Origin of the sequence: Spongiimicrobium salis, from assembly GCF_043678055.1 — a bacterium.
GTDB classification, from domain to species: domain Bacteria; phylum Bacteroidota; class Bacteroidia; order Flavobacteriales; family Flavobacteriaceae; genus Spongiimicrobium; species Spongiimicrobium salis.
Map to the genome: position 1 here is coordinate 1,120,973 of NZ_JBHEQA010000002.1, position 21,950 is coordinate 1,142,922.

16 protein-coding genes are annotated in these 21,950 nt (G+C 38.3%); 10 read left to right on the forward strand and 6 right to left on the reverse strand.

Annotated features, from left to right (window positions below):
* The first annotated feature begins 11 nt into the window (after nt 1–11).
* Nucleotides 12–1,172: a glycoside hydrolase family 26 protein gene (locus ACEXOE_RS14040; RefSeq protein WP_394749444.1), complete on the forward strand. Its 1,161-nt coding sequence runs from the start codon at nt 12–14 to the stop codon at nt 1,170–1,172.
* Here the strand turns inward: ACEXOE_RS14040 and ACEXOE_RS14045 are convergent.
* From ACEXOE_RS14045 to ACEXOE_RS14055, 3 genes are all read right to left on the reverse strand, one after another.
* A complete protein-coding gene (locus ACEXOE_RS14045; RefSeq protein ID WP_394749445.1) occupies nt 1,169–3,265 on the reverse strand; it encodes a thioredoxin domain-containing protein in 2,097 nt (698 codons plus the stop codon). The genes ACEXOE_RS14040 and ACEXOE_RS14045 overlap by 4 nt on opposite strands.
* Before the next feature lie 81 nt (nt 3,266–3,346).
* A complete protein-coding gene (locus ACEXOE_RS14050) occupies nt 3,347–5,077 on the reverse strand; it encodes a glycoside hydrolase family 9 protein (RefSeq protein WP_394749446.1) in 1,731 nt (576 codons plus the stop codon).
* Entirely contained in the window at nt 5,074–5,823 is a 750-nt protein-coding gene (locus tag ACEXOE_RS14055) for a carboxylesterase family protein (protein ID WP_394749447.1), read from the reverse strand. The genes ACEXOE_RS14050 and ACEXOE_RS14055 overlap by 4 nt, the downstream gene beginning before the upstream one ends.
* A 233-nt stretch (nt 5,824–6,056) precedes the next feature.
* Here ACEXOE_RS14055 and ACEXOE_RS14060 point away from each other — a divergent pair, with 233 nt between their 5' ends.
* The 7 genes from ACEXOE_RS14060 to ACEXOE_RS14090 all read left to right on the forward strand — a co-directional run bounded on the left by ACEXOE_RS14060 (nt 6,057) and on the right by ACEXOE_RS14090 (nt 16,720).
* On the forward strand, nt 6,057–8,654 hold the full coding sequence (locus ACEXOE_RS14060) for a zinc-dependent metalloprotease (protein WP_394749448.1): 2,598 nt from the start codon (nt 6,057–6,059) through the stop codon (nt 8,652–8,654).
* A gap of 245 nt (nt 8,655–8,899) precedes the next feature.
* Nucleotides 8,900–9,595, forward strand: a complete 696-nt coding sequence (locus ACEXOE_RS14065) for a TIGR04282 family arsenosugar biosynthesis glycosyltransferase (protein WP_394749449.1) — start codon at nt 8,900–8,902, stop codon at nt 9,593–9,595.
* Nucleotides 9,596–9,748: 153 nt separating this feature from the next.
* Complete coding sequence (locus ACEXOE_RS14070; RefSeq protein ID WP_394749450.1) at nt 9,749–12,883, forward strand: TonB-dependent receptor; 3,135 nt, start codon at nt 9,749–9,751, stop codon at nt 12,881–12,883.
* 166 nt (nt 12,884–13,049) lie between these two features.
* The gene (locus ACEXOE_RS14075) at nt 13,050–13,415 is read left to right on the forward strand and encodes a DUF427 domain-containing protein (RefSeq protein ID WP_394749451.1); all 366 of its coding nucleotides are present in this window, start codon (nt 13,050–13,052) and stop codon (nt 13,413–13,415) included.
* A complete protein-coding gene (locus ACEXOE_RS14080) occupies nt 13,416–14,078 on the forward strand; it encodes an MOSC domain-containing protein (RefSeq protein WP_394749452.1) in 663 nt (220 codons plus the stop codon).
* 94 nt (nt 14,079–14,172) lie between these two features.
* Nucleotides 14,173–14,877 (forward strand): hypothetical protein, encoded by a 705-nt coding sequence (locus ACEXOE_RS14085; RefSeq protein WP_394749453.1) that lies wholly within the window; start codon nt 14,173–14,175, stop codon nt 14,875–14,877.
* Nucleotides 14,878–15,205: 328 nt separating this feature from the next.
* Entirely contained in the window at nt 15,206–16,720 is a 1,515-nt protein-coding gene (locus tag ACEXOE_RS14090) for a CARDB domain-containing protein (protein WP_394749454.1), read from the forward strand.
* A gap of 163 nt (nt 16,721–16,883) precedes the next feature.
* Here the strand turns inward: ACEXOE_RS14090 and ACEXOE_RS14095 are convergent, their stop codons facing one another.
* From ACEXOE_RS14095 to ACEXOE_RS14105, 3 genes are all read right to left on the reverse strand, one after another.
* Nucleotides 16,884–17,294, reverse strand: coding sequence for a nuclear transport factor 2 family protein (locus tag ACEXOE_RS14095; RefSeq protein WP_394749455.1), 411 nt, complete (start codon nt 17,292–17,294; stop codon nt 16,884–16,886).
* Between the two features lie 98 nt (nt 17,295–17,392).
* On the reverse strand, nt 17,393–18,451 hold the full coding sequence (locus tag ACEXOE_RS14100; protein ID WP_394749456.1) for an AraC family transcriptional regulator: 1,059 nt from the start codon (nt 18,449–18,451) through the stop codon (nt 17,393–17,395).
* A gap of 115 nt (nt 18,452–18,566) precedes the next feature.
* On the reverse strand, nt 18,567–19,430 hold the full coding sequence (locus ACEXOE_RS14105; protein WP_394749457.1) for a hypothetical protein: 864 nt from the start codon (nt 19,428–19,430) through the stop codon (nt 18,567–18,569).
* A gap of 324 nt (nt 19,431–19,754) precedes the next feature.
* Between ACEXOE_RS14105 and ACEXOE_RS14110 the strand changes: the two genes are divergently transcribed.
* Together ACEXOE_RS14110 and ACEXOE_RS14115 are read left to right on the forward strand one after the other, a co-directional pair.
* Nucleotides 19,755–20,294, forward strand: coding sequence for a hypothetical protein (locus tag ACEXOE_RS14110; protein WP_394749458.1), 540 nt, complete (start codon nt 19,755–19,757; stop codon nt 20,292–20,294).
* Between the two features lie 426 nt (nt 20,295–20,720).
* Complete coding sequence (locus ACEXOE_RS14115; protein ID WP_394749459.1) at nt 20,721–21,641, forward strand: pepsin/retropepsin-like aspartic protease family protein; 921 nt, start codon at nt 20,721–20,723, stop codon at nt 21,639–21,641.
* Nucleotides 21,642–21,950 lie beyond the last annotated feature (309 nt).

A 21,950-nucleotide genomic window follows, 5' to 3' on the forward strand; every position in this document is an offset into this window, starting at 1 on the left:
GACAGCTTATAATGTCATATCGTACAAATGCATCCAATGCCCAACTTGTCTATCTTTTAGGATTCATTGGCATTGTTTTATTGGGATCATGCAAATCCGTTGCTCCAATAATCTCAAAAAAAGAAATGTCCATTACGAGAAAAATTGATCCTAAAGCTCAATTGCTGTATGAAAAAATCCAGGCAGTAGCCAAGAAGGGCTATGCCTTTGGGCATCAGGATGCCACTGCATATGGTATAAACTGGAAACACAACGGAAATCCGGACCTATATCGTAGTGATGTCAAAGATGTCGCAGGAGACCATCCCGCGGTACATGGGTTTGAAATTGGACATATTGAGTTAGGGAATCAATTTAATTTAGATACAGTATCCTTTGCATTGATGAAGTCCTTAATCAAAAAAACACATGCCAAAGGAGCAATCATCACCATTAGTTGGCATCCGGACAATCCGGCTTCCAATAGAAGTTCCTGGCATACGCGTAAGGCGGTAAAACACATTATTAAAGGCGGAAAATTTCATAAAAAATACAAAACTTGGTTGTCTAGACTTGCCATTTTCATGAATGAACTATATGATGATTCCGGGAAACCCATTCCTATTATTTTCCGTCCCTTTCATGAAATGAATGGTTCATGGTTTTGGTGGGGCAAGGGACATTGTTCCCCTGAAGAGTACAAACTACTTTGGCGAGAGACTGTACAAATATTGCAAAATGAGTTTAAGCTCACGCAATTGTTGTATGCCTACTCCCCCAATACTTTTACGGATAAAGCGGAGTATCTCACCTATTATCCCGGAGACGATTTTGTAGATATTTTAGGTGTGGATATCTATCAGCATTGGACAACAGCAAGTTTTATCAAGGATTTAAATAGCAATATTCCCATAGTTGGGGAAATTGCCGTGGCCAAAAATAAACCTTATGCCCTTACCGAAGCGGGTCTCAACAAATTAAAAGTGAAGAATTGGTGGACTGAGGTTTTGGATAAAAACATTGCCAATACAGGGATTTCATGGGCATTATTTTGGCGAAATGCGCGAAAAAGTCATTTTTTTGGCCCTTATCCGGGTCAAAAAAATAGCGAGGACTTCAAGCTGCTCAAGAGCAAATCCCATGTACTTTTCTTGAAGGACCTAGAAAACATCACCGTAGAAGAAACCCCTTAGAAATTCTGCAATTGCCGCATGGCCTCGTCAATGGTATTGACCGGAAGTTTACAAGTACTGTTTTGGCATACGTAAATATAGGTATCCTCCGCGTCAAATCTGTTCTTAAAGAGTGGCAAGTCACTATCTTGTGTACTTCCCACAATAAGCGTATTGGGAATATGTCTGGCATTCAAATCCTTCATGATACCTGGAGCTTTTTGCCCAACCACGGCCATTTCAAAGTAAGGATAGGTCGTATGTAATAGTAATTTTTCCCATCGTGCGTAGTTAGCCGGGTTTTCCTTAACCGATGAAATCATGGAAGAAAGCATGGATTTTGCTTCTTTCAAAGCGTCTTTATCGTAATTAATATGCCCCAATTGGAATAGGTTATGGGCCATCACGGCATTTGGGGAAGGCAAAACACCATCATCCGTTTTAATAATTTTAGAAATGAGGCTGTTGCCTTTATTGTACCGGTACATTCCGGAAGTCTTATCGGCAAATTCAGCACGGGTTTTTTGATGCAGATTTTGGGCGAAAACCAAATACTTCTCGCTTAAAGTAGTACCGTACAAATTGAGGGACGCATTCACCAAAAAAGCATAATCTTCCAAAAAACCTTCTGTACGCCTTCCTCCTTCTTTATAGGAATGAATTAATATATTGTTCTTAAAACTCTCGGTCTTTAAAAAATCAAAAATAGCTTCGGCTCGTTCTAGAAATTCAGGATTCCCAAAGGCTTTGTACGCATCGGCATAACCGTTGATCAATAATGCATTCCACGAACTTAGTATTTTATCATCCGTCCTTGGTCGAATTCTGGACTCCCTAGCCTTTAGAAGTGCATTTACGCTCCTTTTCTTCATAGCTTCCAGATCCGATACGGTAAACTTATGGTTCTTTATGAAACTAGCATCATCCAAAGAGCGATGCAGTACATAATTTCCGTGTTCCCATACTTCGGCTTCCGTAATGGTGTAATATGCTGCAAAAAGTTCATAATCCTCTCCTAAAAGCTGTTGTAGTTCCTCTTTGGTCCACACATAATACTTTCCTTCCTCGCCTTCGCTATCGGCATCTATGGCAGCATAGTAGCCACCTTCGGCCCGCTTCATCTCACGTTCCAAGAAAGCAATAGTCTCTAGGACTACTTTCTTGTACATCGGTTTTTTGAAGAGCTTATACGCCTTGGAATACAAGCTTATCAGCTGTGCATTATCGTAAAGCATTTTTTCAAAATGGGGCACTTTCCAAAAGGAATCGGTGCTATATCTAAAAAATCCGCCCCCTACATGATCATAAACTCCTCCCAAAGCCATTTTATCCAGGGTTAAAGCTACATACTCCTTAGTGGCCGTATCGTTGGTCAAAACCGCATAATCCAATAAAAAATCGAGATTGCTGGGTAGCATGAATTTTTCGCGTCCGGTATTTCCTCCCCATTCTTCGTCCCAGGCCGATTTCCATAAGCTAACACTGGTGGCAAGTACTTCTTGGGTCAATTCCTCAAAATCGGTAACGGGTTGGATCAAATTGACTTCTTGGATCCCTTCGGCCAAACGATCAGCATATTCATTGGCCTTCTCCGGATTCTCATTGTAGAGTCTACTGACATCCAACAGTACTTTATTCCATTGTTCTTTGGTGTGATACGTACCCCCATAGAGCGGTTTTCCATTGGGCAAGGTAATTACGTTTAAAGGCCACCCTCCGTTCCCTTGCAATAATTGAAGTGCCGTCATATAGACCTGATCCACATCGGGTCGTTCTTCCCGGTCTACCTTAATACTGACAAAGTTTTCATTCATCATTTTCGCAATTTCCTCGTCTTCAAAAGTTTCCTCTTCCATCACATGACACCAATGACAAGAGGAATAGCCAATACTCACCAATACCAATTTATTCTCTTTTTTGGCCTGATCTAAAGCATCTTGGCTCCAAGGTTTCCAATCAACTGGGTTATGCGCGTGTTGTAATAAATACGGACTGGTTTCATCAATCAATGCATTCGTAAATTTATGATTGGGGTCCTGTTTTTTATTTTCATCACCACAGGAAAAAAATAGGATTGAAATAAAAACTAAGGAAAAAAAGTAAATACACTTCATAATTACCGGCGTTCAACTTAAGAGGCTAAAATACTATAATATCGCTTGTAATGATGTTAGAAAGAACCTAAAAACGTCTTCTTATTGCGCTTCTGCCTCTAATACACCAAGAACATAGGTCAAAGGAGCGTTCCAGTTCAAACAAATTTCATTGCTGGCATAACTGGCTTCCTGATCTACCCAACTTTGCATGGGCGCAACATTTTTAGGATACACGGCGCCATCTATGGTATCTTGCAAGCGACTATTTGGTCCTCCGGACAAGAGGCCCGGAACCGGTTCCAGAATGCGATCGGCGGTACTTTGCCTATGATGAATATTCATGGGGCTTAGATCTCCAAAGCCTGTTAAAAAGCTATATCCCAAGGCATTGGTCCCAAAAATATAATCTACGGCCTGTTGGGCAGCTTGAAGATATTTTGGTTGTGGGTCAAGGCGATAGGCGCTTACTAAAATTGTTGCTGCGCTGAGTACATCGCTATTGGAGCCCCATCTAAAATCGTTTATGGACTGAAAATACGGCATTTGCCTCGCCTTAATAGTTAGAGAATCGGCTACGCCAAGTACGCCTTCCTTTAAATCTGCATACATTGCCGTAGAAATAATTTCTTTATGATCTAATAGATCAAAAATTCCCAAGAAACGCATAAAAGTTTTCCAATTTCCTCCTGCTTTAAAACGGTAACTTACTTCCCGTTTTTGAAGTTCCTCCAAATATGTTGGGTTTTGGGTACTTACATACAATTCGGCATTCGCCCAATACCATTCATCCATAAAATCTGTGTCTCCATATTCCCCTGTTCCCACATCATCCGGATTTCTATATACTATTTCAGGATTATCCACAGCCCATTCATAGGCTTTTTCTGCAGCCATCAGGCATTGCGCTGCATAGGCTTCATTTCTTGATTTAAATATACGGTACGCTTGTGCTGCTACTGCGGCAAAATCAAGACTGGCCGCTGTTCCTTTTCCAACAATAAAACGTTTTTGCACCGCTTTATGGGGCATCAACATTTTTTCGAATTGTAAGGTGGTCAGTTTATGGAATAACCCTCCATCCTCATCTTGCATGGACAATAACCAATCCATTTCGTACTTCAATTCATCCAAATAATCACTCCGCGAATTTCCACTTTCTGGAATATTTAAATCGCCATCCCCAATACTATTGGGATATTCTTGTTGCAATAAAAACAACTGTCCTAAAGGAAAACTTCCGTTTACCACATATTTATTGTAATCTCCTGCATCATACCATCCTTTGGTAGCTTGTAGCACCCCTGTTGTTTTGCCACTGGAAGGGTGAAATCCTATGCTATCATCTGGATGTCCCATAGCTCTATGCCATTTTCCTGCATATTTTTTTTCCAAGGCCATTCCTGCACGTTGATAATACAATCCTTTTATAGATCCTTTAAAAGCTTCCTCATAAACATGGGATTTTATTTCAAAAGGATACGAATATCCGAGACCAGGAACAAAAACCTGATACTCTCCTGTTGCCGCAACAGCACTAAAATCAGCTATCTGGACCTTTTCCCCTGCCAAGTCCCAGCTTTTAATGCTGGATAAAAGCGTATCTAAAACTACTTTTTGGGTTTGGGTGTTGATCAATTGAAAGTTATTAAAGGAATCATCCTGAACAACGACCACCGCTTTTTTTAATGCGTTTGGGTAATATCCAATTTGATTTAATCGAATTTTACTTTTCGCCTCCTTATCCGAAATTGTAGACGTATGCTTGCATCCGCATAGGAGTATGAGCACTATACAAATCCACCCCAGGTCAAATGTTTGATTTTTCCTCATTGTTTTCTTTCGTATTGTACAAACCATTCATAGAGCTCTTCATTGGCATAGGCTTTTTCCCAAGCATTATGTCCAACTCCTTTATAACGGGTATAGGTTACATTGCGCCCCATAGCTTTTAATTTTTTCACCATTTCATCGGATTCCGATACCGGAATGGAAGCATCATCTTCTCCGTGAAAAACCCAAATGGGCATATCTTTATCCAGCCAGGAAGCATAAGGCACCGGAGTCATTCCACAAACTACGGCCATCGCTGCAAATTTATCTGGATATTGAACCGCCAATTCCCAAGCGGCACTCCCTCCTCTGCTAAGTCCGGTAAGGTAAATCCTTTTAGGGTCTACCCTATTGGTCTTTACTACCGTGTCCAACAATTGCATGATGGCCTGGGTATTCCACCACTTTCTTTTATGCGGGTTCTGCGGAGCCAAGATCAAATAGGGAAACTGTTTCCCTTCGGCAATGAGTTTAGGAGGTCCATTGGATTTTACTTCAGAAAGCGTACCCCCTGCTTCACCGCCACCATGAAGAAAAAGTAATAAGGGGAAAGATTCATTCTCGTTAACTTCATACGCTTGGGGATAATAGAGATAGTAGGCCAATTTCTCTACGGTTACCGTTTCAATCTCATCCTGTATTAAATGTGTATTTACAGTTTGTGCGCTACAATTTTGTAGCAGAAAAAAACTAAGAATACTTAGATAAACAATTGCTGTTCGTATCCTAAGACGTGGATAACCCATAGTTCTGATTTAAATAGAAGACTAAATTTTATACAATACCCAAAAATAGCAAAACAAGTCTTCTTTTTTCCCAATTATTATATAAATACAAAGTTCGGAACTGAGCCGTAAATCATAAAAAAAAGTGTCAAATGTAACGAAATATCAATTTTTTTATCATTTTATATTATATTTATGAGATTCATAATGTAATGGCCAATAAATTTCACAGTAACAATTAAAATCAATCAATTATGCGGAAATCATCAATTCTGGTAAGACTGTTGTGCTTCACCATATGCTTTAGCTTATTCAGTAGTTTTGAAATGCAAGGGCAAAAAAGAAAAAAAGGAAAAAAGAAAGGAAAAACAGAGGCTCCCGCCCCTCCCAAAAAAGCACCTAAAAAGAAAACCATCAAAGACCTCACAAAAAGTAGTGAAAAAATAGAAGGTCTTTTTACGATTTACAGGGACACCACCAATAGTGCAATTCAATTATTGATTACCGAAGATCAATTGAATAAAGAATTCATTTATTTTAATCAGGTGGCCAACGGTGTTTTGGATGCCTCCAGTTTTAAAGGCGCTTATGGCGGATCACGGGTTTTCAAAATCGAAAAATATTACGATAAAATAGAGTTTATTTATCAAAACCTATCGTATTATTTTGACGAAGAAAACGCCTTATCCAAAGCTAAGAGTTCCAATATCAGTGAAGCTCCCATGGCCAGTTTTAAAATAGAGGCCCATGACAAGGAAAAAGGATTGTATTTGATCAAAGGAAACGATCTTTTCCTAAGGGAAACCCTACGTCAGGTAAAACCGCCCCGTTTTCCTGGGAGTCGGCCTACAGACTTTACTTTGGGAAATCTAGATAAGGGAAAAACAAAAATCAAAGCTATTCGGAATTATCCAGAGAACACAGACCTTTCCATATCCTATGTCTATTCCAAGCCTTCTGTATTAAACGGTGGAAGTGGAGCAGTAACCGATGGCAGAAATGTTAGCGTAACCGTATATCACAGTTTTATAGCATTGCCTAAAAACGATTATAAGGTGCGCTATGATGATCCCAGAGTTGGATTTTTCTTTACGCAATCCAATGATATGACATCTACGGAAGCTCTTAACTATAGGGATAAAATTCACCGTTGGAATTTGGTAAAAAAAGATCCCAATGCCGCAATGTCCGAACCTGTGGAACCCATTACATGGTGGATAGAGAATACCACTCCGGTAGAGTTTAGGGAAACCATTAAAGAAGGGGTCTTAAAATGGAACAATGCTTTTGAAAAAGCAGGATTTAAGAATGCCATGGTTGTAAAAATACAACCAGATGACGCTGATTGGGATGCCGGGGATATCCGCTATAATGTTTTGCGATGGACTTCTTCTCCCAACCCTCCTTTTGGAGGATATGGCCCGAGCTTTGTAAATCCCAAAACCGGACAAATATTAGGCGCTGATATCATGTTAGAGTTCATTTACCATACCAATCGTGTGCGTATTGAAAAATTATTCGATGATATTACCGCCGAAGGAAAAGAAACGCATTTGGATTGGAACAATAAGAGCCATCAGGTTAGCTGTTCCTACGGACATATGATGCAGTTTAACACACAATTTGGAAGGGCCGCCTTGCTGCTTGAAGGTGCGGATGAAATGAAAATGGAAGGCCTAAAGAAAGAATCCATGCTGGAATTGATAATGCACGAAGTGGGACATACTTTGGGCTTGAATCATAATATGAAAGCCAGTCAGTTATTTACACCCGCACAATTAAATGACCCGGCGTTTATTAAAGGAAAAGCCTTAGTAGGTTCTGTTATGGATTATACCGCCATAAATGTAGCTAATGATCCTGCGAAACAAGGGCAATACTATAGTACCAATGTAGGGCCTTATGATGTATGGGCCATTCAGTTTGGCTATCAAAATTTTGCTTCTGAAAACGAAATGCAGGCCCATTTGGCGCAATCCACAAAGCCCGAATTGATTTTTGGCAACGATGCCGATGACATGAGAGCGCCGGGAAGAGGAATTGATCCCAGGGTAAATACCGGGGATCTTTCCAATGATCAAATTTCGTACTCCTTAGACCGTATAAAGTTGGTGAATAAAATGTTTGGAAAGTTAAAGGACCGGTACACCAAAGATGGGGAAAGCTATCAAGAACTTCGTACGGCCCATGCTATCCTTATGGGGCAATATGCACAGGCAGGAAATGTGATGTCGCGCTTCATTGGCGGGGTTTATGTAGATCGGGCTATGGCAGGACAAGAAGGGGAAACACAACCCTATACGCCAGTGGCCTATAAAGATCAAAAAAGAGCCATGGCGGCATTGAATACCCATATTTTTGGGAAGAATGCTTTCCGTACGCCCAATGAACTCTATAATTATCTGGCAAGGCAGCGTCGTGGTTATAACTTCTTTGCCGGGCCTGAAGATCCAAAAATACATGCGCTTGTATTGCGTTTTCAACAGAATGTATTACAGCATATTTTACATCCCAATACCCTTCAGCGCATCAGTGATTCGGAACTCTATGGAAATTCATATGATCTTGCCGAATTTATGGGGGAATTAAATAGAGGGATTTTTGCTGCGGATATTTATGGTTCGGTCAATTCCTTCCGACAAAACCTACAAGTAGCCTATACAAAGCGGTTAATTGCCATGCTAAATGGGAGAGCCAAGGATAGGTTTACCTCAGCCGCACAATCCATGGCCCTGTACAATTTAAAGGCCATTTCCAGAATGGTAGCCAGTGGAGGGGGCAATACCTCGACCAAAGCGCACAAGGCACATTTAAAGACCTTGATTACCAATGCCCTGGATGATGTAAAATAAAAAGATACATTTCCTTATAAAATCAGAACCAGATATGTTTTCAAGGGCGTATCTGGATTTTTGTTCTTGTTAGTTTTTTTTCTTCCCAGGTGTACCCCTCATCTTATTGTATCTTTTAACAATGTTCATCAAAAATATTGGCTACTTTTACGATTAGAATGTAACATGCATACTGTTGTAGAAATGTATAACTGCAATTGAGGTAGCATGCTTGTTGAATAAATGATATCAAAATAGACTATCCTTTGAAGCCAACGACTTCGTTGAAAACTGCTGTTTTAGTTTTTGCCCTCTCCCAACAGGAGGAGGTAAAGAGAAAGTCGTTTTTATTCCACTCCGATCTACCTTCGGAATTGAATGCCCATGCCCTGAAGATAGCCCATGACTCAGGACTTGATTATTTTCATTTTTGCGAGAACGAACAGATTGGATCTAGTTTTGGAGAGCGTTTTTCCAATGCAATAGCAAAAATATATGACAAAGGCTATGAGGCCGTTATCACCCTTGGAAATGATAGCCCAAATCTAACGGTTCACCACTTAAAGGAGACCGCTAAAAAACTTGAAGAAAATACCATAGTATTGGGGCCTACCTACGATGGAGGTTTCTATTTGATGGGATTGCGGCGCGAACACTTTAAGAAAGATATCTTTGTTGATTTTTCTTGGAATACTGGTCATATTCGCCAGCAGATTCAACACTATATTGTTCAAGCTGATGCCTCGTATTTGCTATTGGATGTTCTTTATGACATTGATTCTCTTGTTGACCTAAAGCGTGTTTATAGAACACTTGATCTTTTTCAAAGAAGGTTGCGACTTGCCATACAGCAATTGTTACAAGCTGCCTTTCCTATTTTTAATCAGGAAATAGAGCCCATATCCTTTCTATCTTTTTCCCAAATTCACACCCGAGGGTCTCCCTATTCCTTTCTTCCTTAGCATTTCCGTAGGAACAATTCCTCCGGTTCATTTATTTCAATACATTTTATAGGCTGTACAGCAAGTGTACTGTGTATTCCATATACGCACAATACGAATTGTATAGGTTCTATATTATGCCATTCAACAAATCTATTATCAGAATAATTTCAAATGAGAACACTTATTATAGTACTTCTTGCCAGTATCTATGGATTATCAGCCTATGGTCAAGAGACCACTGGTATACTTCAGGGAAAGCTGGTCGATCATAAAAATATGCCCATCGCTTTTGCCACCGTACAGATTACAGATACTGAAACCAACTATACCTACGGTGCAGTATCCCAGGAAAACGGTTTTTACATTATCAACAATTTAGCACCTTCCAACAAATATCAAATCACCATATCTTTTATAGGCTTTCAAACAATTACAGAGGATAACATCATCATCAATTTAGGGAATGTAACGGTCAAAAATTTTATCCTATATGAAGAAAATGTTGCCTTGGATGAAGTGGTATTGACTTCTTCCATTATTAAACAAAAAAATGGAAATGAAACCGTTCTCGGTAAAAAGCAACTACAGGCGACCCCAACCATCAATAGAAGTATTCAAGATCTTACAAAGAACTTACCCGAAAACAATTTAAATTCTTTTGGAGGGGCAAGTAACCGTTTTAACAACCTTAATATTGATGGTATTGCCAATAATGACATTATTGGGTTTCAAGAACCTGCCAGTGGTGCTGCCGGATCCTCTGCCAATGGTACACCTGGAGGCCTTTCCCGTTCCCAACCTATAGGCCTTGGCGCCATAAAAGAGCTTTCCGTAAAGCTAGCTCCTTTTGATGTCAGTATTGGGAATTTTAGTGGAGCCAGTATTAATCTGGTCACAAAAAATGGTACCAATAAAACCGATGCAGAAATATATGCTTATGGCAATAATCAAATTCTTTTGGGCAAGTATGCCGATGGCATTGAACAAGATGTAGCCAATTTCTATGACATTCAATTTGGAGCGGGTATTGGCGGCGCTATCAAAAAGGATAAATTATTCTACTATCTCAATGTTGAACAAGCGTTGTCGGACACTCCGGTATTGAATGCACCTGGAAGTGCAACCTCCAACATTGCATTGGAGGATGTAGAGGCCATATCCAATAGATTGATCGATGTGTACAATTATGACCCTGGTACTTTTACAAATGCCTCCATAAAAACGACCAGCACAAAGATTTTTGCCCGATTGGATTTCAATATATCCAAGCACCACAAACTTACCCTTCGCAATAATTACGTGAATAGTTTTGCAGATAATCTGGAATGGAACTCTTCCATTTTTAATTTTGGGAATCAAGGATATAGACACAATAGTGTTGCCAATAGTTTGGCTTTGGAGCTAAAATCTAATTTTGACAATGGAGTATCCAACAACCTAACCTTGGGCTATAATACAGTAAAAGAAAATAGGGATTTTGATGGTAGGGTTTTTCCCCATATCCAAATAGCATCAAATTCCTCTAATAGGATATTTGCCGGTACTTATAGGGAAGCATCGGTCTACAATACAGATTTTTACACGCTTCAATTGGCCGACAAACTCAATTATACCCTTAACAATCATACCTTTACTCTAGGTGGTTTAGTACAGTTTCACGATGTGGAATACGGTTTTCTATCGGCCTGGAATGGAAGATGGGAATATCGTTCCGTAGACGATTTTTTAAATGATCGTCCCCGAAGAATCCGAGGTGTGTACAATATCAACAATAATGATTTTGACTTTGTAAGCAACAGACCCTCAGCAACGGTTTCTGTTTTGGAAACGGCCCTCTATGCACAGGACAAACTTCGCGTTTCCAATAAGTTGACCCTATCCGGTGGAATTCGATTGGATGCGCAGTTCTTACCTAGCGACCTCCCTATAAGTGATGAAGTACGCAATACCCCGGAGTTTAGTCGTTTTGACAATAAAATATCTAAAGCTCCCCAATTCAATCCTCGCGTAGGTTTCAATTACATCTTGGATAACCAGAACAACTTTCGATTACGTGGAGGTACAGGTCTATTTTCTGGTCGAATACCCTATTTATGGTTCGCCTACGTAGAATATATTTCTGGAACGGAATATTTCAATATTGATATTCGCCCGGATGAAGCCGTTCCCTTAACCGAAAATTTGGCCGACCTGAGAAGTGTACAACCCAACCTGGCCGAAATTAATCTGATTGATAACGATTTTACCTTGCCTAGGGAATGGAAAAGCAATATTGCTTTTGAAGGACGACTACCCAAGCAATGGACTATAAATTTTGAGGCCACCTATACCAAGGTGCTTAACGGACTTCTGTTTCAATCGATCAATAGAAGGGATGAGCTTGGAAACTTTCAAGGTGCGGACAATAGGCCCTATTTTTTGGAGACCGGGGAGGCTATTAAGATCAATCCCAATTTCACCAATGTCTTTCTCTTGACCAATACCGATCAGGGATACCGATACAACCTTACCGCGGGCATTTCAAAACAAGAGGGGAATTATTCTGGTTACTTAGGGTATACTTATGGCGTTAGTAAGGATATTTCCAGTACAGTAAGGAGTTCTCCCGCTGCTAATTTTGAATGGAATCAGGCCATTTTCGGGAATAACCCAGGGCTTTCTTTTTCCAATTTTGACCTAAGGCACAAATTTGTTTCAAGCCACTCCTACAACTATGATTTTGGAAAAGGGAACAATGCTTATGTTTCTTTTCTCTACAATGGACGCTCAGGGAGTCCCTTTTCCTATGTGTATCAGGGCGACCCTAATAGGGATGGTTCTTCCCGAAATGACCTCGTATTTGTGCCAAGGGATGCCTCACAAATACAGCTTGTGGATATTACGGATAGCAACGGCACGGTTACCGTAACGGCCGAAGAACAATGGCAACGTTTAGATCGATTCATTGAAAATGACTCCTATTTACGCAGTAGAAGAGGCGATTATGTAGAACGAAACGGCGCAAAAACCCCTTGGAACCATGAGTTGGATATGAAATTGCAGTATACCAAACAATTCCGAAACGGAAAGTCGATTACACTTTCCATGGATATGCTCAATGTTTTTAATTTCATCAACAGAAATTGGGGACGATTGGTATTCGTGCCTAACGTTGTGAACTCCAGTTTTAGTTTACTCAATTTTGTAGGTATTGAAAATGAACAACCCCAATATCAATTTAACATTGACGAAAATGAGCGTCCTTGGGTCATTGACTTACAAAATTCTAGATGGCGTGCCCAACTTGGATTAAAATTCAATTTTTAATGTAGCATCACGATCTTACTAGGAAAGAAGGAACGGAAAATAAAAGCTTGAAAGTAATGTACCCCATATTACGACTAAGACTGCAACAAGGATAGGAAGCATATTTCACGAATTTAAGGCCCGTTCCTTCCTAAATTTTTAATCGTTACATCACAAACAATACATCATGGAAGAAAAAAGACATTACAGCGTTATTGATCCCTATAAAAGAAAACTAACACTTCTTTATAAGGGAAAAACCATTGCGGAGACCACAAATGCCCTTATCCTTAAGGAAGTTGGGAAAAGTGTCTACAATCCGGTATTCTACCTTCCCAAAACGGATATCAAAATTCCTTTGGTATTGGAACCACAACGAACAAGTCATTGTCCCATTAAAGGCGATGCTACCTATTGGAATATAGAAGGGGATTTTACCGAAAATTACTTTGCTTGGAGTTACGAGGAAGCCCTAGCCCGTTCTAAAAAGATCCAAGGCTATATCGCCTTTAATATGGAGTATATAGAACTTGTTTCCAGTCCTATCCAATAGATGGGAATGAAACTGGATGCCATTAGCGTGGGCACGCCACAGACCAAAGTATGGAAAGGGCGTGAAATCCGAACCTCTATCTTTAAATCTCCCTTACAACATCCCGTAGAAGTATCCTTTACGGGTATCGCTGGAGATCGGCAATCGGATACCAAATTGCATGGAGGAGTAACGAGACCCATTAGCGTATTTGCCTCGGAATACTACTCTTTTTGGAAAGAGGAATTGGGCGTATCAGAATTGCCCTGGGGAAATTTCGGAGAAAACCTGAATATTCAAGGGGGAATGTTTGAAGATGAACTTCATGTTGGAGATCAATTCGCTATAGGTACTACCCTATTGGAAGTAGTACAACCCAGGTTTCCCTGTTATAAATTAGGAATGAAATTGGGCAATGACCAATGGATCAAAGTTTTTTTGGATTCCCGAAAAACAGGCTTTTATTTTGGAGTGCTCCAAGAAGGTATTATAAGCCCTGGAGATGCTGTTAGGCCCCACTATAAGGCAGAAAATAGCATCAGCATAGCCGATATTACCGAACTCTATATGTTTGATAAGACCAATATAGCACTACTTAAAAAAGCCATAGCAACCCCAAGATTGACGGGCAGTTGGAAGGATTATTTTGAAAAAAAGTTAGAAAAAATAAATAATGTGATTTAAAATTTAACGTATTTTTAATGTAGTCTTTTACTTACAATTTAATAATGATTTGTACCTTAATGGAAGTATTAATCCATTCTTAAAAATCACTATTATGAAAAAAGTAAGCACCAAATTTTTATCCATGATTGTTATGTTCGGTCTCCTATTCTTTTCCTGTACTACGGAAGAGGTGATTCCGAACGAAGATGCCACAAGTGAAATCGAAGAAACGGTTGTCACTAAAGGCCCGAACACTACCGCAAGAACAGAATGTGACGTTCTTGGGTGTACCGTAGCTTCTCCAGGAACTACAGCGACGTATACCTATACTTCAAATTTCTCGCCTAGTACGATTACGTGGACACCAAGCTCGGGAATCAGTATTCTAAGTGGACAAGGAACCAGTACGGTCACGGTGCAATTTTCATCGGGATTCAATGGTGGAAGTATTCTGGCCAACGGAGCCAATGGCAATATTGTATGTAGTGAATCCTTAGCTATTTCTAAGGTCAACCCACCTACATATATTGATATCAATCAAACTGCCGGAGCCTGTATGGGCGATGTCTTTACCTTTATGGCCGATCCCAATGAGCCCGTCAGTGGAGCATCGTATCAATGGGCCGTTTTTCAAGGTGCTACTATCATTAGTGGACAAGGAACGAATACCTTACAGGTACAATCTCCTACTTCTGGAGGTTTTTCCATACGCGTAACTGTAGATTCTACTTGTCCCAACGTAACGATCACTGGCTTTAATCTAGCTGAATTTAGCGCTTCCTGTGGAGGAGGTGGAGGTGGCCTAGGTGGCTTTTAGCCTTTTACTTTCAGGTTCCTATCAATATATTTCTGCTCGTCCTAAAAATTGCACATGATTTCAACAGGCAATGATAGGGTATATGCTGCGCATTAAAAAAGGAAGATAAAACAAAAGACTACTTTGGCTTTGAGCTCTGAAATATATGAAGATTATAATAAGAAGTCTGCTGGGAAACAGCGGACTTCTTTTTTTAGGAACTCCATATTTCTCTTGACATTTTCACCATGTTATATTATTGTAAACTAAAGGTAAATATTCTTAATTACGTAGGAATTAACTTTAATAACTTGTAATTTCAACCCAATAAATCTTTAAATAAAAAAGTATGAAAAAAATCACTTTATTTCTTAGCCTATTTGTGCTCTGCTTTCAATCCTTTGCCCAGGATGCGACTTTTTCCAATAGAGAATCTCCTGCTTCCGCCAATATTAATCAAAGGATTACCATTCGGACCGATTTAATTAATATAGGAACGGCCCGTACACCTTCGTTTAGGATGTATTATTACTTGAACAGTACGCCAAATTTAAATGGAAATCCTATCCCCTTGAATGTTATATCTAATGTAGATGGCAGCTTTATTCCTGGTTCAAATTTCGATGTGGTACGTGCTATGAACCCCGCCGGGAGCCCTGCTGCAGATGATGATGAAAACCATCATCCGCATATTCCAAATAATCTGGTGACAGGTACCTATTATATTGTTTGGCATTTGGATATCAATGATCAAAATACCAGTAACAATATTCGTACTCGAAGTATTTTTATTAATGGCATAACACCAAATCCAGATTTGGTGGTTGTCAATCCATCGGTTCCCTCAGGTACTTTGGATGTTGGCGCTTCAATTACGGCACGGGCCAATGTGCGTAATCAAGGGTCACAAAATGCAGGAAGTTCTACTTTGGAGTATTGGATTTCTTCCAATAATACCATTGGCGCTGGTGATGTACGACTGGCCACCGATCCGGTTCAGTCGCTGAATATCAATCAAACCAGCACTCAGGAAAGTGCAACCTTCAATCTTCCTGCAGACCGATCAGGCACGCAGTATATTATCTTTAGAGCAGATGGTACGAACGCTATTACCGAAACGAACGAAAATAACAATACTACTGCCGTACAAATTAATATCAGAACTTCTCCTGGTGTAATTGATATAGATAGGATTGTGGTTCGGGACGAGGCCAGTACGGTAATATACGATAGTAATAGCAGTACGACCATCCCCACACTTTTTAGAAACCGATTTTATGATTTTAGCGTAACGCTCCGAAATATTGGTGGACAAAGCAGGCGCCCACAATTTTCACACTTTTATTCCCGCAACAATTCCTTGGATTTGTTCAATGATTGCGATGTACAGTCTTTTGGCCGAGGGGACGCTATTCCCCCTAATGGCACCGATGTTGAGTCATACAGCGTTTTTATAGATAGCAACCGTTTATGTGGTAATAATACAGGAGGTTTTTTCTTCTTTTTTGCAGATAACGATCTTAATGGAAATATTCTTTCTGACGGATTTCAATTCAACTTGAGCAACCCACCGGGTATTTGTTGTGGAGGTGGGATTATCTTTCCCAATCCGTCTCCCATCGGTGTCTTTTTCTTGGAACAAGAAAATTCCAATACTACCGCGCTCAAAGCAAATATTGGTCCTAGTACCTCCGTTGCAAGAGAAATTATCGTGTACAACATGAGTGGACAAGTCGTACATTCTCAAAAATTAGCCACCAAAGGAACGGTATCCATTGACCTTTCCAAGCAACCCAACGGCACCTATATTTTAAAGGAAATCCGAGGCTCTGAAACTTTTACAAAGATGATTATCAAAAATTAAAATACCCTAGTTTGCTATAGGTATTTAAATTTTCGTTTTTTGAGCGCAGTCATTAAGAGCTTTTTGTCCATGAATTGTTCTGACTGCGCTCTACTTTTTAGGAGGTTAAATAATAAATCTTATTAAGAATACATGAACTCTCGTTTTATGTACTTCCCGTCCCTTATTTGCTCATCCGATAAAATATTTTTCCCACAATTTTCCATTGCCCATCTACTTTGAGTAAATTCATATAATCAATGACCTTGGAAGTAGCATATTCTATTTCCAATTTGGCATGGGCCGCATTACCACTGATATCAATGGAGGCAATTTTAGTTTTTCGATTTTGTTTTGGTCCCGGTTTCATTACTTTCTTAAAAAAATCGATTGCATTTACTTCCTTATACTCCCCTCCTATAAATTTCATGGTAGCCGTGTTATGAAACGCTTTTTTAAGCGTATCAAAATCGTTATTGGTTCCGCCTTCCAAATAATAATTCAGCGTTTTTTCAACGGCTTTGCGGTCTTCCTGTGCTTGCGTACTAAATACAGTCAAAAGTATAATAGCTGTTGTTAAAAGATATTTTTTCATGAGTTTGTTTTTTGATTTCAGCAATAATACGGCTTGCCATATGAGTCGCACCCCTACTAAGCGGCCAAAAACGTTCAGATTTATAAAAGTGTACCAAATTATGGGGAAACCGTTTTTCTATAGGTCGCAGGCGTCATGTCATTTTCCTTTTTAAACGCTTTGTAAAAAGAAGTTTTGGATTTAAAGCCACATTCCTTTCCAATGGCTTCCAAAGTAAGATGCGGATGGGTCTTGATCATTTGCATAGCCGCATTGATGCGATAGGAATTGATGAAATTTGGAAAATTCACGCCTAGATTATCATTTAAAAATTGAGAAAGATAATGCGGGGTAACCTCTATTAATTCTGCCAATTCTCCCAGTTTAAAATCGTCTTTTTTAAAAAATGTAGTCTCCCCTAATATATCATCTAGGCGTTTTAGCAGGGCTTTTCCTTCTGTATGGCCAATTTTTTTATTCTGATAAGAGGTTGTTTTTTCCAAGAATGCCAAGCCTCTTTTCTTTTTTACGATGAATAATAGAATAATCAAATAGATGACAAAGGAAAAAGATAGGGCTCCTACGATATAAGACGTATATGTCGTAGTGAAATAAGCCAACCAAATTAATCCTACCCCTAGAACAACATTGACCAACCAAAAATCTAAATCCGTGGATTTTTTACTTTTTGTAAAGCAAGCCTTTAGGGAATTCCGAATGAGATAGCCAGAGATGCCAATATAGCAAAACCATTGCGCAAACAAGAACCATCCGAGATATCCATGATAACGACGTTGCCATAGGTGGCGATATTCATGATAAGGGTACTTATAATGTATAATCAGCATTGCGATCAATATGGGAAGAACATGCCACAACCATGAAAATCTAGCGGTATTCATGGGCTTTTTCACTTCATTGACATAGAGGTATAAAAAAGGCCCTATCAACAAACAAGCTGTAAGCCCTATATGCAAAAAAGTATTGGTAATGGTAGGACTAAATGTGAAAAAAACCGATTTTGCCACCCGGACGCTGATGACAAACAATAAGGCAGCCAAAAAGTAGGTTGCCCTGCTCCTTTCTTTAAAGAAAAAGGCAAAATAACCGCTTAAAACAAGGCCGTTGAAAGCACCTAAAGCGCTGAAAAAAAAGAGCAGTTGTTGTTCTAGATCCATATTCTATTAGAGCTAAATTAACAAAATGTGCTGTTCCTTCTTTTTTTAGTGTACAAAATTTAAGGTAGACGAGTTGGGGATGGAGAGGTAGCAGGATTCGAACATTAAAATCGTTTTATTCATATCTAATTCTAGAAACTCTATTTGCTGGAATTTCTTCAACTTTTTGATTTTTTTCATAAATGATGCTTTCCTCTGTCTTCAATAACAAAATACCCTTTATTATCTTTTCTCTGTTATCACCTGCCCTATATTCAATCGCTATTGGGATTTTCCCACCATACTTTATGGAACTTAAAAAATGATTATAAATGGGTTCAAAAAAAATCCCTATACATACTAGACTGATAAAAAAAAGTGTGCTTATCATCGTAATGAGCTTGTTGTTTAACTGACTCAACCAAATAGAAAGAATTACGAGAAAAGTTCCTATATATAGAATTATTGCACCATAATAATACCTGATTTTGAAGGGCGCTTCATTAAAGCTTGAATAATCTTTGAAATCTATATAAAGATCTTTGACTGCATATATTATGGTAGTAAGATAGATAATCGTTATGGGAAATATGTATTTTAGTTTTGAATACTTTTGTTGATCAAAAGATAAGAATTTGAATATAGGATTAAAGACATGATGTACTTTAGAAATCCCCCAATAGACAAGAATTGTTACTGCTATCCCCACTATCATAATCATAAAGGAAAAAATTGATATTGCCAGCGTAAGATACTCCACACCCTCTACGGGAATTCTGAAATTATTGCGATAGGCATGCCAATATAATGCATAGGTATTTAAGAAACCTACAACCGTTGATCCAAAGAAGGCACCGGCAATAGATGAAATTAAGGCTCTTTGAAACATTGGCAAGGCCCAAAACCAATTACGTAACATTAAGAACCATTTTTTAATGTAAAAAAAATAGTATGTCAGTTTTGGTCCAGATTTTCTTTTACCTGTACTTATATTGGACATTATTTAGTTTAATTTTTCATTTAAACAATGATTTTTATTGTGGTCATTAATCTTTAAAAATGAGAAACTTTGTAACAAGTTTACAAAAAAGGAAACGGTTAGTTTATATTAAAACCATAGTTTTTAAAAAGAAAAACCTTTGAAATTCTATGGTTTTCATTACATACTTATTCAAAACAATCATTAAATTTGTTTGCATATAAGTAGAGACAAAGTAGTTATTTTCTTACTTATTTTTAAATATTAACAGAAACTACAACTTCATTTCCCCTCTTGAAGAGATCTGTTATAATAGTTTAATATGCGAACCAACAAATTATTAAAATGACCTTTACAAAAACTTTTAGAGGGGGAACTCTGTATTATATCTACTTCTTATTTCTAACCCTATTTCTTAGTTGTCAAAACATAGATGATATCAATTTGGATGCAACAACTGAAGGAGTGGACGAAGAAGTAATCGCTTCCTTAAGGAATAATCCAGCAATAGATTATGTCAACATTGAAGGTGCCGGTGATGTAAAACTTTCATTCAAAGGTCAGGAAATTATCTTAAAAATAAATGGCCTGGCTATCGATGCCTATAACGAAAAAGGCAACATTTTAGTCAATTCTACGTTTGCTAATGGCGATGATGGATATATCGTAGAAGAATGGAACATATTTAGCAATAAAGAAATCAGATCATCGCTAAGTGAGAGAGATCCAGAACATGGAGATCAGGATTTTTGCGAATGTTATGCTAATGATTTAGATAAGTTTTGTGATGGAGTGGCCGGATGTATAGCAGCTGCCCACCCCTTAGTTATAGTGATTATTGCAGCGCATTGCGCTAACGAAGTTGGTACTTCCTGTGATGAATAGGCTATCAAACAAGCATGAAATAACTCTAAATATGCTGAATAAAAACAAAACCCTACAAAATGAAATTCTTTAATAGTGCCATTACATTAATATCTTCTTTAATCGTTAGCGTAATTCTAACCTTGTTAAAACTAAATGATGTTATCAGCCTAAGCGGTCTTTTACTTGTATCATTAACGATATTTTCAATTAGCTTTTTTGTTTGTTCCGTTTCTTTTGTAGGAAAAAAACTGGGATTTGACAAAACGAAAGATTAACGTTACGACTCTTCTCTTCTAAGTTATTTTTCTAGATTCCATATCTGCTCTTCATTTAAGAAGATTACTTTATCTTTATCAAGGTTCTTATATTAAATTTATTTGTAAAATATCCGAGTAACTCCTTCTTACCCAACATCAATAACTGATCGCTATTAAATCTATTTCTATGAAACATGGTCTCTTATTTATTTTTCTATTATCTCAATATGTTTCATTCGCTCAACACTATGAAATTCCTTTTGAAAAAGAGGAGACGTCTAACTACATATACCTAGAAATTACAGTAAATGATAGTGCTAAAAAATTACGTTTTGTTTTTGATACCGGTGTAAAAGGCACCGTTATCGATAAATCTGTAGCAGAAGAATTAGGCATTAAACCCAAATACATTGACGCATCTGTAGGCGTAACAGGTGCTGATGTAGCCGAGATAGCTACAAAACAACAACTTCATTTTAAGGAGTTCACGCTTAAAAGAATAGATTTGGCCCTTATTGATTTAAGCCATATTAGTACATATTTAAATGAAAAAATTGATGGTATTATTGGTTCTAGCCTTATTTCCAAATTCATTACTTATGTAGATATTGAAACTAAAAAAATCAAATTGTTCCGGAGAGTGAAAGATATTTCTAATTTAGAACTATTTACGCAACATTCTATAACCCTGATCAATGAAAAACCAATATTACGAATGGGGTTTACTCCTAAAAATGGCACGTATATCGAAGGTGATTTTTGCTTTGATACTGGCTTTAGTGGTTCTTTAAGTGTGGCAAATCACTTTGTAGAAAAGTATCAATTGGAGAAAAAGGTTGGGGATACGTATTCTCGCAAGTCATTGGGAATTACAAAAGATGTTGGGGAAGAGTTAATGGGTCATGTGCAAAGTATGCGTATAGATAAATATATCTTTGAAAATGTTCCCACAAGCTTGTCCATAACGAAACAAGGCTCTTTAGGTGCGAACAGTTATCTCTCTGGACTTTTAGGTAATGAGATTATCTACAGATTTCAAATTATTTTAGATTATAAACACAAAACTATTTATCTAAAACCTAATAAAGCTATAAACAATCCCTTTTAAACACAATCAGACAAGGTTTTTGGTATTGTGATCCAGATAGGATTGCATATCATAATTGCAATCCCTTTTGCAAATACAAAGCGGCAAGACGGTTGTCTTGCCTTTTTTAATTCTTGAAACTGATTCAAACTTCTTTTGTTCGATTTCCAGAATTAAAAAAGCCTGCATTAAAAATGCAGGCTTTTTGCTTGTAGTGATCGCGATAGGATTCGAACCTATGACCGTCTGCTTAGAAGGTATAATGTCAAAATATTGTTAAGCACCGTATTCATTTACTTTTATCATATTTACAAAATTTAAATATCGAAA

Bases quoted from the DNA above. Each gene is read 5' to 3' on its own strand.
- ACEXOE_RS14040 (WP_394749444.1), top strand. From the start codon at position 12: ATGTCATATCGTACAAATGCATCCAATGCCCAACTTGTCTATCTTTTA.
- ACEXOE_RS14045 (WP_394749445.1), bottom strand. From the start codon at position 3,265: ATGAAGTGTATTTACTTTTTTTCCTTAGTTTTTATTTCAATCCTATTT.
- ACEXOE_RS14050 (WP_394749446.1), bottom strand. From the start codon at position 5,077: ATGAGGAAAAATCAAACATTTGACCTGGGGTGGATTTGTATAGTGCTC.
- ACEXOE_RS14055 (WP_394749447.1), bottom strand. From the start codon at position 5,823: ATGGGTTATCCACGTCTTAGGATACGAACAGCAATTGTTTATCTAAGT.
- ACEXOE_RS14060 (WP_394749448.1), top strand. From the start codon at position 6,057: ATGCGGAAATCATCAATTCTGGTAAGACTGTTGTGCTTCACCATATGC.
- ACEXOE_RS14070 (WP_394749450.1), top strand. From the start codon at position 9,749: ATGAGAACACTTATTATAGTACTTCTTGCCAGTATCTATGGATTATCA.
- ACEXOE_RS14075 (WP_394749451.1), top strand. From the start codon at position 13,050: ATGGAAGAAAAAAGACATTACAGCGTTATTGATCCCTATAAAAGAAAA.
- ACEXOE_RS14080 (WP_394749452.1), top strand. From the start codon at position 13,416: ATGGGAATGAAACTGGATGCCATTAGCGTGGGCACGCCACAGACCAAA.
- ACEXOE_RS14085 (WP_394749453.1), top strand. From the start codon at position 14,173: ATGAAAAAAGTAAGCACCAAATTTTTATCCATGATTGTTATGTTCGGT.
- ACEXOE_RS14090 (WP_394749454.1), top strand. From the start codon at position 15,206: ATGAAAAAAATCACTTTATTTCTTAGCCTATTTGTGCTCTGCTTTCAA.
- ACEXOE_RS14095 (WP_394749455.1), bottom strand. From the start codon at position 17,294: ATGAAAAAATATCTTTTAACAACAGCTATTATACTTTTGACTGTATTT.
- ACEXOE_RS14100 (WP_394749456.1), bottom strand. From the start codon at position 18,451: ATGGATCTAGAACAACAACTGCTCTTTTTTTTCAGCGCTTTAGGTGCT.
- ACEXOE_RS14105 (WP_394749457.1), bottom strand. From the start codon at position 19,430: ATGTCCAATATAAGTACAGGTAAAAGAAAATCTGGACCAAAACTGACA.
- ACEXOE_RS14110 (WP_394749458.1), top strand. From the start codon at position 19,755: ATGACCTTTACAAAAACTTTTAGAGGGGGAACTCTGTATTATATCTAC.
- ACEXOE_RS14115 (WP_394749459.1), top strand. From the start codon at position 20,721: ATGAAACATGGTCTCTTATTTATTTTTCTATTATCTCAATATGTTTCA.